This is a genomic window from Nostoc sp. UHCC 0870, assembly GCF_022063185.1.
In the GTDB taxonomy this organism is placed as follows: Bacteria; Cyanobacteriota; Cyanobacteriia; order Cyanobacteriales; family Nostocaceae; genus Trichormus.
Window position 1 is genome coordinate 5,023,391 of the sequence record NZ_CP091913.1, and the last position, 14,459, is coordinate 5,037,849.

Below are 14,459 nucleotides of genomic sequence, written 5' to 3' on the forward strand. Positions count from 1 at the left end.
AGTTCTGCTTAGAAACGTTGCAATTTTAGTAAAAGAGGATTTAGTTAGATGACCATCGCAGTAGGACGCGCCCCCAGTAGAGGGTGGTTTGACGTACTAGACGACTGGTTAAAGCGCGATCGCTTCGTGTTCGTAGGTTGGTCAGGAATATTATTATTTCCCTGCGCCTTCCTAGCACTAGGCGGTTGGCTAACCGGCACAACCTTCGTCACCTCCTGGTACACCCACGGACTAGCCTCATCTTACCTAGAAGGGGCAAACTTCCTGACAGTAGCAGTATCTAGCCCCGCCGACAGCATGGGACACTCCCTATTGTTGTTGTGGGGACCAGAAGCACAAGGCGACTTCACTCGTTGGTGTCAACTAGGTGGATTTTGGCCTTTCGTAGCATTACACGGAGCATTTGGCTTAATCGGCTTCATGCTGCGTCAATTTGAGATTGCGCGTCTAGTAGGCATCCGTCCTTACAACGCCCTAGCATTCTCAGGCCCCATCGCGGTATTCGTCAGCGTCTTCTTGATGTACCCCTTGGGACAATCATCCTGGTTCTTCGCACCCAGTTTTGGTGTAGCAGCAATTTTCCGCTTCTTACTATTCCTCCAAGGTTTCCATAACTGGACACTCAACCCCTTCCACATGATGGGAGTAGCAGGGATATTAGGTGGAGCATTATTGTGTGCCATCCACGGTGCAACCGTAGAAAACACCTTATTTGAAGACGGCGAAGGCTCAAACACCTTCCCCGCATTCAACCCCACCCAAGCGGAAGAAACCTATTCAATGGTGACAGCAAACCGTTTCTGGTCACAGATTTTCGGGATTGCTTTCTCCAACAAACGCTGGTTGCACTTCTTCATGTTGTTTGTGCCAGTAACTGGTCTGTGGATGAGTTCAGTCGGGATTGTGGGTTTAGCCCTCAACCTGCGGGCTTATGACTTCGTATCGCAAGAATTACGCGCTGCGGAAGACCCAGAATTTGAAACCTTCTATACCAAGAACATTTTGTTGAATGAGGGTATCCGCGCTTGGATGGCCCCTCAAGATCAGCCTCACGAAAAATTTGTATTCCCCGAAGAGGTACTACCACGTGGTAACGCTCTCTAATAGAACTGGCGTAATGGGCGGTGGACGTGACCAAGAATCCAGTGGATTTGCTTGGTGGTCTGGAAATGCTCGCTTAATCAACTTATCTGGTAAACTGCTGGGCGCACACGTTGCTCACGCTGGCTTGATTGTATTCTGGGCTGGAGCGATGACTGTGTTTGAAGTCGCTCACTTCGTTCCAGAAAAACCAATGTACGAGCAGGGCTTAATCCTGCTACCCCACATTGCTACCCTCGGTTGGGGTGTGGGTGCTGGTGGTGAAGTTATCGACACCTTCCCCTACTTTGTAGTTGGTGTACTCCACCTGATTTCCTCAGCCGTATTGGGCTTTGGTGGTATTTATCATGCTGTTCGCGGCCCAGAAACCTTAGAAGAGTATTCCTCTTTCTTTGGTTATGACTGGAAAGACAAGAACAAGATGACCAATATCATCGGCTTCCACCTGATCATCTTGGGCTGTGGTGCGTTACTCCTAGTGCTGAAGGCTATGTTCTTCGGCGGTGTATATGACACTTGGGCTCCTGGTGGTGGTGATGTCCGTGTGATTACCAATCCCACCCTCAACCCTGCCGTCATTTTCGGTTATTTAATCGAATCTCCCTTTGGTGGCGCAGGCTGGATTGTCGGCGTAGATAACATGGAAGATGTTATCGGCGGTCACATCTGGATTGCCCTAATTTGTATCTCTGGTGGTATTTGGCACATCTTCACCAAGCCTTTCGGTTGGGCGCGTCGTGCGTTCATCTGGTCTGGTGAAGCTTACCTATCCTACAGCTTGGGCGCATTGTCCTTAATGGGCTTTATCGCTTGTTGTATGGTTTGGTACAACAACACCGTTTACCCTAGCGAATTCTACGGTCCTACTGGTCCTGAAGCTTCTCAAGCTCAAGCTTTAACCTTCTTGATTCGTGACCAACGCTTAGGTGCTAACGTCGGTTCTGCTCAAGGCCCTACAGGTCTAGGTAAATACCTGATGCGCTCTCCTACCGGTGAAATCATCTTTGGTGGTGAAACCATGCGCTTCTGGGATTTCCGTGGCCCTTGGTTAGAGCCTCTACGTGGTCCTAACGGTCTTGACTTAGAAAAAATCAAGAATGATATTCAGCCTTGGCAAGCTCGCCGCGCTGCTGAATACATGACCCACGCTCCTCTAGGTTCGTTGAACTCCGTAGGTGGTGTGGCTACCGAAATTAACTCCTTCAACTACGTATCTCCTCGTGCGTGGTTGTCTACTTCTCACTTCGTCTTAGGTTTCTTCTTCCTCATCGGTCACTTGTGGCACGCTGGTCGCGCCCGCGCTGCTGCTGGTGGTTTTGAAAGAGGTATTGACCGTGAGAATGAACCAGCAATGACAATGACTGAACTTGACTAGGTTCTAAAGTTTTATTTCATCACTGACAATCGAACGCTTTTAAGGCTCTTGTGTAACAGCAAGAGCCTTTTTTTGGTAATATTGGTTTAATTGTGAAGATGTCTAGGAAACTTATAGATATAGCGTTTCCTAATCATATAAGGTATATCATAGCCCCCTCCTTGCGTGCGGGGAGGGGGTTGGGGGTGGGGTTCTTGTACAGAAGCTTTGATGGAAGTAACCAAGGCAAATCAGGGGGTATAAGCGACATGAAGGAATCTAATTTTACTGATGCTTTGCGCTGGACATCGGAAGCTAAAGATAAGTTACAGAATATACCTTTTTTTGTTCGCGCTCAGGCGAAAGCCAGAATTGAAAATTTAGCACGTCAAGCAGAAATAGATGTAGTGACAGCAGATTTAGTTGAGCAAGCTAGAGCAGAGTTTGGACAGTGAAATTGCTGGAATCCATTTCTTATTAAATACTTTAGTCCTTATTCGTTTGCCAAGTGTCTCGCAGAAAGGACTAAATTCCCTTACTACAAACCCTTAATTATATCAGCTTCCTCCCACATTCATCGCTGCTAACATCGCCTTTTGACTAACTTCTTTATACAGAGTCTCCAAATATTTCATTACTACATCGCTGGAAGTTAAATTAATAGAACTCTCCTCTGTTTTGGCTAGCGGAATAGCCCCTAATACATCTAATACTGTCTCATTACTTGATGGTGTAATTACTACCAAAGAAGAATCTAGTGGCTCGTTATATTGCCAGAAATCATCAATTTTGACATTATATTGATTGTGATTAATTGTTTGTTGATGATCTGGTTTTGCAGTTGCTTCAGGCTCTAATTTTGCACCACGTAGTTGACGTAAGTCGCTAATGATTTGTTCTTTAGTCCGTCCCCGCAATTGAAATAAAACAAAGGGGTCTTCGCTGAATCTGTCGCCTAGTTGATAGTAGATTGCACCAACGTGTTTACAAGGGTTGGCTTTATCAGGACAGGAACATTTACTGTGAACGTCACCTAGGGTAAAGGGAAATAAAGATAGTCCATTAGCTGTGAAGACTTCTTCAATATTTTGGGGCATTTCTCCTGCTAATAATTTGGCAGCAAAAACCGCTTTTTTAGACATGGTTTCAATGATATAGCCCCACTCTTCATCACTAAAATGATTCAGAGATAGCGAAACTTTATAAGGTTGTTCTTCACTACCTTGGACTCTAGCTAAAACTTTTGCTCCTTTAAATTCAATGCTTAAAACATTACCTTGACGAGAATAATTTCTTGCCCGTTCTAAACGTTTTTTAAAGCGATAGGAATCGAGTAAATCGAGCCATCTTTGTGACCACCATTCGCGGCTGGCTTGTAAAGTATCAGTAGTCATAATTAGGGATTGGGGATTGAATGAGTTTACTCTTCATTTCTCTTATTATTCTGCATCATCTTCGATGACTGCATTACGGTCTAATATTAGTAGGTTGCGGAGTTGGTCGGTATCTAATTCAGTTAACCATTGTTCACCTGCACCAACTACTTGTTCTGCTAGTTGTTTTTTGCTTTCAATCATGTCATGAATTTTTTCTTCTAATGTGCCGGTGCAGACAAATTTATGTACTTGCACGTTACGGGTTTGACCAATGCGAAATACTCGGTCTGTGGCTTGATTTTCTACGGCTGGATTCCACCATCTATCAAAGTGGAAGACATGATTAGCTCTGGTTAAATTTAACCCTACACCACCGGCTTTGAGCGATAAAATCATAATTGGTGGCCCTTGGGGGTCGTGTTGGAAACGGTCGATCATTTCTTCGCGTTGCTTTTTGGTGGTACTACCATATAAAAAGAATATTTCGCGTCCGAGTTGCTTTTCTAGGTAGGGTTTGAGTAATTTACCCCATTCGGCAAATTGGGTGAAGATTAAGGCGCGATCGCCTTCTGCTAAAGCTATTTCTAACATCTCTTCCAGCCGTTGTAGTTTGGCTGAATTATGTTGTGCTAAGTTGGCTTCTTTTAAATACTGGGCTGGATGATTACAGATTTGTTTGAGTTTAACTAATAAACCTAAAATCATCCCTCGACGTTGCAATCCTTCAGCAGAATCAATCTCTGCTAAAGATGCTTCTACTACTTGTTGATAAAGTGCGGCTTGTTCCGTTGTTAAGCCACAAAATACCGTCATTTCTTGTTTTTCTGGTAAGTCTTGAATAATATCACGGTCAGTTTTGAGACGACGCAAAATAAAGGGTTGCACCAAAGAACGTAATTGATTTAATGAAGCAGCATCTCCATATTTTTCAATCGGCATAGCAAATCTACGCTGAAAAAATTGCCGATTGCCTAAATAACCAGGATTGAGAAAATCTAAAATAGACCACAACTCTTGAAGTCTATTTTCTACTGGTGTCCCCGTTAAAGCTATGCGAAATGTTGCTTCTAATTGTCTGATAGCTTGTGACTGTTTAGCTTCAGAATTTTTCACATTTTGGGCTTCATCTAGAACAATTATCTGCCAATCCACACCCTGTAATGATTTAATATCCCGGTGAATTAGTGAATAACTAGTAATAACTAAATCATGTTTTTTTACGGCTTCCTGAAATGTCTTACCTTTAGGACGTTTATCACCGTGATATTCTAAAACTTTGAGTGTGGGGGCGAATTTTTTAACCTCCCGTTCCCAGTTACCTAAAACAGAAGTAGGGCAAACTAATAAAGTTGGTTTTTCTAAGACATCTTCTTCTTTCAGGTGTAGTAGGAAGGCGATGAACTGCACGGTTTTACCGAGGCCCATGTCGTCGGCGAGACACGCGCCTAAACCCCAACGTTCTAGAAAAGCTAGCCAAGCTGCGCCTCTTTCTTGATAAGGCCGCAACTGTCCGCGAAAGTTTTTTGGTATAGGTAAAGGTGCAACTGCTTGATTATTCGTCAACGCCCCAATTAATTCTTCTAACGCCCCAGAGGCTTCAAAGCTAACTACTGGTAATTTCTCAATCACCTGGGTATCTCCTGTACTCAGGCGTAAAGCATCTTCTAAAGACAACGCCATTTGGTCTTTGCGAGATACAAAAAAGGTTTGGGCTGTCTTAATATCTTGGGGACGCAATTCCACCCATTCGCCGTTAATTTCTACCAAGGGGCTATTTAAAGCCACCAAGCGATCAAATTCTGCTTTAGAAATAGTCTGACCACCAATAGCTAATTGCCATTGAAAATTTAGTAAACTCTGTAATCCTAAACGCCCTTGTTTTTTCTTGGAAGTTTCGGCAGAAATTTTTAACCCCAAGCGGTTCGCCCAGCCTTCACGATTTGCCAAACTAGGAGGTAAAATCACACCTAAACCGCTATCTTCAAACCGCCAAGCTACGGATTTAATAAATTCATAGGCTTGCATAGGAGTAAGTGGGCAAGATTGGGGACATTCAGCATCTAAACTAGGTGCAAGCAATGGATACAATCGAGAAGCTAAACCCAAACCCCGCAATAATGTTTCTTGCGGTTGGTCAATGGTGCGATTTTGATAAACTAATTGCTCAACTGGATGATGCCAAATCGTCGCTGCATCTACTAAAAATTCTGGATGATCAGCCGCTTGCAAAAAATATGCTAATGTCCAATCAGTTTCTTCAGTGTCAGGCGATCGCAACTGAAAACAAGTACGAAATTGATTTTTGCTGGCTAATTGATATTGTAGCGGCATCGTCCACGCTTTCAGTGCCGCTTCTAGCCTCTCTCCACCAATCACATCTGCATTCACTACATTGGATGCACCAATTAAAGCCTGCAACCACTGACGCACCGCCAATGGTAAGGATGCCATGACCCTAGGTTCAACTAGAGTCTGAGTCCCCACCATCTCCCGTACTTGGGCATCTATGACACTATTAAGAAACGCCAAAATTAATTCTTGCGGCTGACTAGGAAAATCAACGTACATTGGTGACTGACTAAATTCTTCCCCAGTCCCTAATCCCCCATAAGTCCCACAAATCAAGGGCATCTTTGCTGCAAACTTTTCTAAGCGAGTTCCATCTATGGCACTATCTAGAAGGACTTGCCATTTCGCGTCAAAATTCTCATGAGCTTGTCCTTCGATAACTGGTAAAAACTTAGATCGTGAGATTAAATCTAAACTCCAACGGGCAACCTGTGACCAAAAACGTAAATCTCCGCCTAAAAATGTATCTTCCCCATTGACAATATTTAAGGGTAAAGAAGTGAGAAATTTAATAGCTGCTATGGGGTTCAGACAAAAACCTTCGATTCGCCAAGGCTGCAAGTATTTTTGAGAGTCCGTCTCAGATGGCAAAGCAGCAGAATGTAAAGGAGACATCAAAGCTGTCTCTTCTTTAGTTAGTTCTAAAATATAAGTTGGTAGATTAACTTTTTGAGAATGAATCGGTAAATTTATCTTTTTAGAACTTGTGGCTTTAGTAGATGGCTTTTTCTCTGGCTGAGTGATGAAGTCTGCAATCTTCATGTTTTCAGCAGACAGCCACTCACCTAACTCAACTGCTGTCATTGCCAAGGGATTTAGTGCTAATTCACTCAAGTTCACATTAACGCGCGGCGATCGCCAAGTTTCACCCCAAATAAATAAACAGTTTTCCTGCCCTTTTAATAACCAACTACCGTGTAAAATTGCCATTTGTTAACTACTCAGACTTTAACCAAACTAAAATTATTAAGTATTGCTTGTTTAATGAGAACTATATTTATTTTGATATCTTTATTGTCATAAAATTAAAATATTATGAGGTATATCATAGCCCCCTCCTCGCTAGCGGGGAGGGGGTTGGGGGTGGGGTTCTTGTTTCCCCACTAAAGCGAGAACCACTATAACTTTATAAAAATACATAATAATATTGATATATCAATTAAAATTTTTCATACTAAAAATATTGATTTAGCTATTTTTTAGATGGTAGCGTTATTTTCGCCACTCTGTATTAAGAACTAGGAAAGATAGTACAATCAGGCAAAAGCCAAAAGTCTAAACCACCCATTCCAAATCAATGAAACGCTTACGCTGTATTCATTTTGAATTTTGTTAGCGCAGCGTTAGCGAGTCATCGAGCGTCATTTTGAATTTTGAATTCCGCCTTGCGGTACTAGTACCCAGTCACCAATACCCAATACCCAATCCCTTGATATCATTGTAAGCACTCCACAAGCAGCAAAACTAGCAGATGTACAGATGGTAGATGCGCTGAGTGTGTATCGCACTTGGCGTTGAGGAACTTGTTGCTCTTTGTATGTAACAGAAGTCAGCCATAGGGCATAAATGTTAGGATTGCCACAGTGAGAGAATCAAGAAAGAGAAGGAAAAAAAGCTGAATGGCAGAATTTGAGAAGTCAATATCCTTCGATGGAAGGGATATTCGACTGAAAGTAGGCCTACTAGCACCGCAAGCTGGTGGGTCTGTGTTGATAGAATCAGGGGATACAGTTGTTTTGGTGACAGCTACGCGATCAGCAGCCAGAGAGGGCATTGATTTCCTTCCCCTGACAGTAGATTACGAAGAAAGACTATACGCAGCTGGGAGAATACCCGGTGGGATCATGCGCCGGGAAGGTCGTCCACCAGAAAAAGCTACTCTTACCAGCCGTTTGATTGACCGTCCCTTGCGTCCTTTGTTCCCTTCATGGTTGCGGGATGACTTGCAAGTTGTGGCATTTACAATGTCAATGGATGAGCTAGTACCACCGGACGTATTGGCGGTGACAGGTGCTTCGATCGCAACTTTGATTGCCCAAATCCCCTTTAATGGGCCAATGGCAGCAGTACGGGTAGGCTTAGTAGGTGATGACTTTATCATCAACCCCACCTATGCAGAAATCGAAGCTGGAGACTTGGATTTGATTGTAGCTGGTTCACCACATGGCATAATCATGGTGGAAGCAGGTGCTAATCAATTGCCAGAGCGAGATATTATTGAAGCGATTGATTTTGGCTATGAAGCTGTGCGCGATTTAATTAAAGCGCAGCAAGATTTAGTAGCAGAAATGGGTTTGGTAATTGTCCAAGAAGAAAAACCAGAGGTAGACCAAACTCTGGCAAATTATATCCGCGATCGCGCTAGCGACGAAATTAAGAAAATTCTGGCTCAATTTAATTTGACTAAACCCCAACGAGATACTGCGTTGGATGCCGTTAAAGATAATATTGCCACAGCGATCGCTGCACTCTCAGAAGACGACCCCATTCGCCTGGCTGCTACTGCCAATAGCAAAGCCTTGGGTAACACTTTTAAAGACATTACTAAGCATTTCATGCGCCGTCAAATCGTCGAAGATAACGTGCGTGTTGATGGACGCAAACTCGATGAAGTCCGTCCCGTGTCTTGTCAAGTGGATGTTTTACCCAAGCGCGTCCACGGTAGCGGGCTATTTAACCGGGGACTAACCCAGGTATTATCTGCTTGTACCCTCGGTACTCCCGGAGATGCCCAAAACCTCAACGACGACCTGCAAACAGACCAATCCAAACGCTACCTACATCATTACAATTTCCCCCCCTTCTCAGTGGGAGAAACCAAACCTTTACGCGCCCCAGGTAGACGAGAAATCGGTCACGGTGCATTGGCAGAAAGAGCCATTTTACCCGTACTACCACCGAAAGAACAATTCCCCTACGTGATTCGTATCGTGTCAGAGGTGTTATCTTCTAACGGTTCTACCTCAATGGGTTCTGTGTGCGGTTCTACCCTAGCCTTAATGGATGCTGGTGTACCCATTCTCAAACCCGTCAGTGGTGCGGCTATGGGTTTGATCAAAGAAGGGGATGAAGTCCGAGTCCTGACAGACATTCAAGGCATTGAAGACTTCTTGGGAGACATGGACTTTAAAGTCGCCGGCACAGATACCGGGATTACCGCCTTGCAAATGGATATGAAAATATCTGGTTTGCCTATGGAAGTAATTGCCCAAGCCATCAACCAAGCCAAAGCAGCCAGATTGCACATTCTCGATAAAATGTTGCAAGCCATTGACCAACCCCGCGCTGAAACTTCAGCTTATGCACCGCGTCTATTGACGATTAAGATTGATCCAGACATGATCGGTCTAGTCATTGGCCCTGGTGGTAAAACAATCAAGGGTATCACTGAAGAAACTGGTGCGAAAATTGACATCGAAGATGATGGCACAGTCACTATTTCTGCGGTAGATGAAAATAAGGCCAAGAGGGCGCGTAATATCGTTCAAGGCATGACCCGCAAGTTGAATGAAGGCGATGTTTATGCTGGACGCGTGACGCGGATTATACCAATTGGGGCTTTTGTGGAATTTCTCCCCGGTAAGGAAGGAATGATCCATATTTCCCAACTAGCTGATTATCGTGTAGGCAAGGTTGAAGATGAAGTAGCTGTGGGTGATGAAGTCATTGTCAAAGTGCGCGAAATTGACAATAAGGGACGGATTAACCTTACACGCTTGGGTATCCACCCAGATCAAGCAGCTGCGGCAAGGGAAGCTGCGGCGGTGAATCGTTAAATCGATTGGGATTTTAGATTTTATCTAAAATCCGCGATGCCTTTTACGTAGGCATCGCCGTAAATTTTTTATTTTACCGTTAATATTTTCGTAGATAAATCATCGTCAGGGTTGAGTTTTTCTCACAAGTCTGTAAGTTATGTTTCCAGCAACTTTTTCTGAGCATAATCCCGCACTTTCTTATCTGGGTCATTCTTGGCTCGGTCGTGCAACAGTGGTAAAGTCTGGGGATGCTGGGGGAATTGCTTAAGAATTATCTCTAGTGCAACACGTCGAGGATTAGTGTACCATGTGTTTTTCTGCTCAAAGGGGTCATTAAAAGCACAGTTGTAATAGGTTTCAAAAAGTTCAGGCTGAGATTTGTACGCCTTGGCTATTTCTTGCACTGCTGTCCGTCGCACAATATAACTTTTATCCGCAGTGGCGAGGTTGTGGAGAAAGGTTTTGGTTTGGGGGTCATCCTTGTACGCCTTGGCTATTTCTTGCACTGCTGTCTGTCGCACACTCGGAATTTCATCCTCAGTGGCGCGGTTGTGGAGAAAGGTTTTGGTTTGGGGGTCATCCTTGTACGCCTTGGCTATTTCTTCCACTGCTGTCTGTCGCACATCCCAACGTTCATCCTCAGTGGCGCGGTTGTGGAGAAAGGTTTTGGTTTGGGGGTCATCCTTGTACGCCTTGGCTATTTCTTCCACTGCTGTCTGTCGCACATCCCAACGTTCATCCTCAGTGGCGAGGTTGTGGAGAAAGGTTTTGGTTTGGGGGTCATCCTTGTACGCCTTGGCTATTTCTTCCACTGCTGTCTGTCGCACATCCCAACGTTCATCCTCAGTGGCGCGGTTGTGGAGAAAGGTTTTGGTTTGGGGGTTATCCTTGTACGCCTTGGCTATTTCTTGCACTGCTGTCTGTCGCACACTCGGACTTTTATCCTCAGTGGCGCGGTTGTGGAGACAGGTTTTGGTTTGGGGGTCATCCTTGTACGCCTTGGCTATTTCTTCCACTGCTGTCTGTCGCACATCTGAATCTTTATCCTCAGTGGCGCGGTTGTGGAGAAAGGTTTTGGTTTGGGGGTCATCCTTGTACGCCTTGGCTATTTCTTCCACTGCTGTCTGTCGCACATCTGAATCTTTATCCTCAGTGGCGCGGTTGTGGAGACAGGTTTTGGTTTGGGGGTCATCCTTGTACGCCTTGGCTATTTCTTGCACTGCTGTCTGTCGCACATCTGAATCTTCATCCTCAGTGGCGCGGTTGTGGAGAAAGGTTTTGGTTTGGGGGTCATCCTTGTACGCCTTGGCTATTTCTTGCACTGCTGTCCGTCGCACATCTGAATCTTTATCCTTCGTGGCGCGGTTGTGGAGAAAGGTTTTGGTTTGGGGGTCATCCTTGTACGCCTTGGCTATTTCTTGCACTGCTGTCCGTCGCACATCTAAATCTTTATCCTCAGTGGCGAGGTTGTGGAGAAAGGTTTTGGTTTGGGGGTCATCCTTGTACGCCTTGGCTATTTCTTGCACTGCTGTCTGTCGCACATCTAAATCTTTATCCTCAGTGGCGAGGTTGTGGAGAAAGGTTTTGGTTTGGGGGTCATCCTTGTACGCCTTGGCTATTTCTTGCACTGCTGTCTGTCGCACATCCCAACGTTCATCCTCAGTGGCGCGGTTTTGGAGAAAGGTTTTGATGTCGGCTGAATCTTGCCAAGTTGTCGCAATTGCTGTAATTGCTTGAGTCCGAATTTTTTTAACTAGCTTTTCTTCTTCACCATCAGAGAAAATGTCTGATTCGTAATAGTACCAGAGATCATATTTAGTTAATTCTTTTAATTTATTCAGTAATTTATCGGCAGTGAACGCAATTACTGCGCGATTTCTGACTTCTAAGAGACAATTAGCCGCTAAAAATATATTAATAAATTGTTCCTCTTCACCATCCTGCTTTATTAAACTATCAATAATTTCACCCACAAATTTAGGATGAATCATCCCAGCAATCAGCCGTAAAACTTCATGCCAAGTTTCATCTTGCCAATGTTTACCAAAAACTTCCGTGATTAATTCCTCTAGGGAAATAGTCCGCTCATTCTCAAACCCCCAGACAAATTTCCAAGCACAAAAATATTCTAAAAAAGTCCGATGCACAAAGGCATAATAATCTGCACCCAAAAAACATAAAATAAAGTTGCGTTCCCGTAATTCCTGAATCATCGATAGTGCTATTTGCTCTGGATGCTGAATCCCGATACTACGCAAATAATTACTTAAAATTTCCTCTAAATCACTAGCATTAATCAAATTACCTGCTAAACCTTGTTGAGTGGTTTGCATACTATAGGCAACTTGACGCAACATAGCTTGTTTATCTTTATAATCAATAGTGCTTGTTTCTAGGGAGAGTAAAAGTTTTTCTAAATCCCATTGCTGTAACAAAACTCGTGAAGCTTGATTATATAATTCGGCTCTATCTCTCGGTAATTCTTGATTACGATTAAGAATAGCCATCATCGTCAATAATAAGGGATTACCCGCCAGTTGGCGAATTGGCTGAAAATCTTGAATTGCTTTTTCTAAACGTGCTTGTTTTCTTTGCTTTTCAAAAAGGTCACTAAAAGCCAAATTATGCCATAAGCTAATAAACTCATAGATTTGTTCTAGCTCTAAATCTTGCAGCATAAAATGCCGAAAACTAGCATCGCGTAATCTGTTTGGTTGATAACCAATCACGCGAGAAGTAACTATAACTCTGACTAAAGGATAATCTTGGGTAAAGTTAATAATATCTGTAATTGCTGCTTCTCGTTTACTCGGTTCAAATACTTCATCTAAACCATCAAACATCACATAAGCATCACCATTTCGCAGCACTGCATCAAGTTGAGAGTGATTGAGAGCAGAATTTAAGCCACTGTTTTTGCGAAAGAACTCCAAAAAATCTTGACATTGCTCATTTTCTTGATATCGCACATAAGTACGCAATTCCACCAGTAAAGGAATTGGTAATAAAGGAAAATTCTCAATGGGTTTTTCTGCCCATTGCAGAGTTAAATATTGTAATAAACTAGATTTACCAGAACCAGGATCACCTAAAATTACTATATATTTATAAGTCTGTGAGTCGTTAATTATTTCTAATACGGAACAACTTACCTGTTGAGTATAATTTTTTTGATATTGTTCTAAAACTTCCGAGTTAATATCAAAATCTTCTTCCAATTGACCGAGTTTTTTCAGGCGTTGTAGATGTTCTTTTGGTAGCTCATAAATCTTAGGAGCAGCTTCATTCACCTCTCGGACATTTTGAGCCACAAAGATATTCCATAACTTCAGATTGTAACTATAACCTGAAGTATCAAAAGAATCCAACCTTAAATGAGCATAGTTTTTTTGAATTTCTGCACGATAACGTAACAAATCAAAGTTAGATAAAGTATCAGCAAATGCTTTATTAGTCTGCTGAATTTCTAAAAGATTTTGTCTATCTAAAATTGCAGATAATTCCGGTGATTCTCCCAGAATGACATTAATCTTTCTGGTATAACGTTTAATCAGGGAACGCCAGTTAAAATCATCAGGTAGAGGTGGTAAATTTAATTCCATCCACATAGATGACAACGCCTCAGCATCAGGTAAAATATCTGCTATTAATGCCTTACCTAATTCAGCCTGTACCCTTGATTGAGTTAAAAAAATCTTTAAAGGTTGAGTGTATTGCTTAATGTCTGCTTCCGACAAATCTGCATCTTCTAATTGTAACTGCACCTGAGATAAAAATTCTTTTAAAGCTTGACCAAACAAAACTTCTAAAGTTTCTTGCTGATTAATTCCCAAGCTAGATACAATACCCCGCAAAGGTATAGAAAAAAAATCTTTAATACTTGCTACTGAAGTTTGCTGCGCCAGTTGTTCCAGCACAGTTTTAAAAGCTAACCCAAACGCATTTTTAACTCCCCAAGCAACTAGGCGTTCTAGCATGAAGCTCGACTCCTGATTTCTAACTCTATTTTACGCACTGTAAATGTAGGTTGGGTTGACAAAAGGAAACCCAACACCGAGGACGGTGTACACACAAGTCGAATTACCCCCCTTAATCCCCCCTTGGAAAGGGGGGAAACAAGAAAATCTAGTTCCCTCCCCTTGGAACTACGGTGTACACACAAGTCTTAAAATCCCAGTCAAAACTTGCTTTATAGCCCTTCAATGTCATTCTGAGTGGAGCGGAGCGGAAGGAAGAATCTCGGACTTGCACCGTAGTCTCTAGATGTTTCATTGCGCTGTCGCTACATTCAACATGACAGTTGAGAATTTTCTCAAGGTTCTGAAATGTATGCGGGTAGCATTTGTGTATACACCGTAGCCTTGGAAAGGGGAGGGTTAGGGAGGGGTAATTCAAGTGCTGGTAGTGATTCGATAACTTGTGTGTACACCGTAGTGCAAGGAAAGGGGTGTTTTGCGCCCCCTTCCCTACAAGGGAAGGGGGTTGGGGAGTTAGGTTTTAGATATAGGTTAAAGTTTCAAC

Annotated in this window: 7 protein-coding genes; 4 read left to right on the top strand and 3 right to left on the bottom strand. The window is 43.2% G+C overall.

Going from position 1 to position 14,459, the window contains the following annotated elements; genetic code table 11:
• Nucleotides 1–48: 48 nt before the first annotated feature.
• The 3 genes from psbD to L6494_RS21265 all read left to right on the top strand — a co-directional run bounded on the left by psbD (nucleotide 49) and on the right by L6494_RS21265 (nucleotide 2,910).
• Nucleotides 49–1,104, top strand: coding sequence for a photosystem II D2 protein (photosystem q(a) protein) (psbD, locus tag L6494_RS21255; RefSeq protein WP_237989747.1), 1,056 nt, complete (start codon nucleotides 49–51; stop codon nucleotides 1,102–1,104).
• Nucleotides 1,088–2,476 carry a photosystem II reaction center protein CP43 gene (psbC, locus tag L6494_RS21260; protein WP_237989748.1) on the top strand — a complete coding sequence of 463 codons (1,389 nt, stop codon included), beginning with the start codon at nucleotides 1,088–1,090 and terminating at the stop codon, nucleotides 2,474–2,476. The genes psbD and psbC overlap by 17 nt, the downstream gene beginning before the upstream one ends.
• A gap of 248 nt (nucleotides 2,477–2,724) precedes the next feature.
• The gene (locus tag L6494_RS21265) at nucleotides 2,725–2,910 is read left to right on the top strand and encodes a PCP reductase family protein (protein WP_237989749.1); all 186 of its coding nucleotides are present in this window, start codon (nucleotides 2,725–2,727) and stop codon (nucleotides 2,908–2,910) included.
• 102 nt (nucleotides 2,911–3,012) lie between these two features.
• On the opposite strand, the gene L6494_RS21270 is transcribed toward L6494_RS21265, so the two are convergent.
• Nucleotides 3,013–3,849, bottom strand: a complete 837-nt coding sequence (locus L6494_RS21270) for an SWIM zinc finger family protein (protein WP_237989750.1) — start codon at nucleotides 3,847–3,849, stop codon at nucleotides 3,013–3,015.
• A gap of 45 nt (nucleotides 3,850–3,894) precedes the next feature.
• Nucleotides 3,895–7,110 (bottom strand): DEAD/DEAH box helicase, encoded by a 3,216-nt coding sequence (locus tag L6494_RS21275; RefSeq protein ID WP_237989751.1) that lies wholly within the window; start codon nucleotides 7,108–7,110, stop codon nucleotides 3,895–3,897.
• 689 nt (nucleotides 7,111–7,799) lie between these two features.
• Here L6494_RS21275 and L6494_RS21280 point away from each other — a divergent pair.
• Nucleotides 7,800–9,956, top strand: a complete 2,157-nt coding sequence (locus tag L6494_RS21280; RefSeq protein WP_237989752.1) for a polyribonucleotide nucleotidyltransferase — start codon at nucleotides 7,800–7,802, stop codon at nucleotides 9,954–9,956.
• 137 nt (nucleotides 9,957–10,093) lie between these two features.
• Here the strand turns inward: L6494_RS21280 and L6494_RS21285 are convergent, their stop codons facing one another.
• Nucleotides 10,094–13,915, bottom strand: coding sequence for a HEAT repeat domain-containing protein (locus L6494_RS21285; protein WP_237989753.1), 3,822 nt, complete (start codon nucleotides 13,913–13,915; stop codon nucleotides 10,094–10,096).
• Nucleotides 13,916–14,459: the final 544 nt, after the last annotated feature.

What these genes read in the sequence shown, in the direction of transcription:
- psbD (WP_237989747.1), top strand. Translation starts at nt 49, where the DNA reads ATGACCATCGCAGTAGGACGCGCCCCCAGTAGAGGGTGGTTTGACGTA.
- L6494_RS21265 (WP_237989749.1), top strand. Translation starts at nt 2,725, where the DNA reads ATGAAGGAATCTAATTTTACTGATGCTTTGCGCTGGACATCGGAAGCT.
- L6494_RS21270 (WP_237989750.1), bottom strand. Translation starts at nt 3,849, where the DNA reads ATGACTACTGATACTTTACAAGCCAGCCGCGAATGGTGGTCACAAAGA.
- L6494_RS21275 (WP_237989751.1), bottom strand. Translation starts at nt 7,110, where the DNA reads ATGGCAATTTTACACGGTAGTTGGTTATTAAAAGGGCAGGAAAACTGT.
- L6494_RS21280 (WP_237989752.1), top strand. Translation starts at nt 7,800, where the DNA reads ATGGCAGAATTTGAGAAGTCAATATCCTTCGATGGAAGGGATATTCGA.
- L6494_RS21285 (WP_237989753.1), bottom strand. Translation starts at nt 13,915, where the DNA reads ATGCTAGAACGCCTAGTTGCTTGGGGAGTTAAAAATGCGTTTGGGTTA.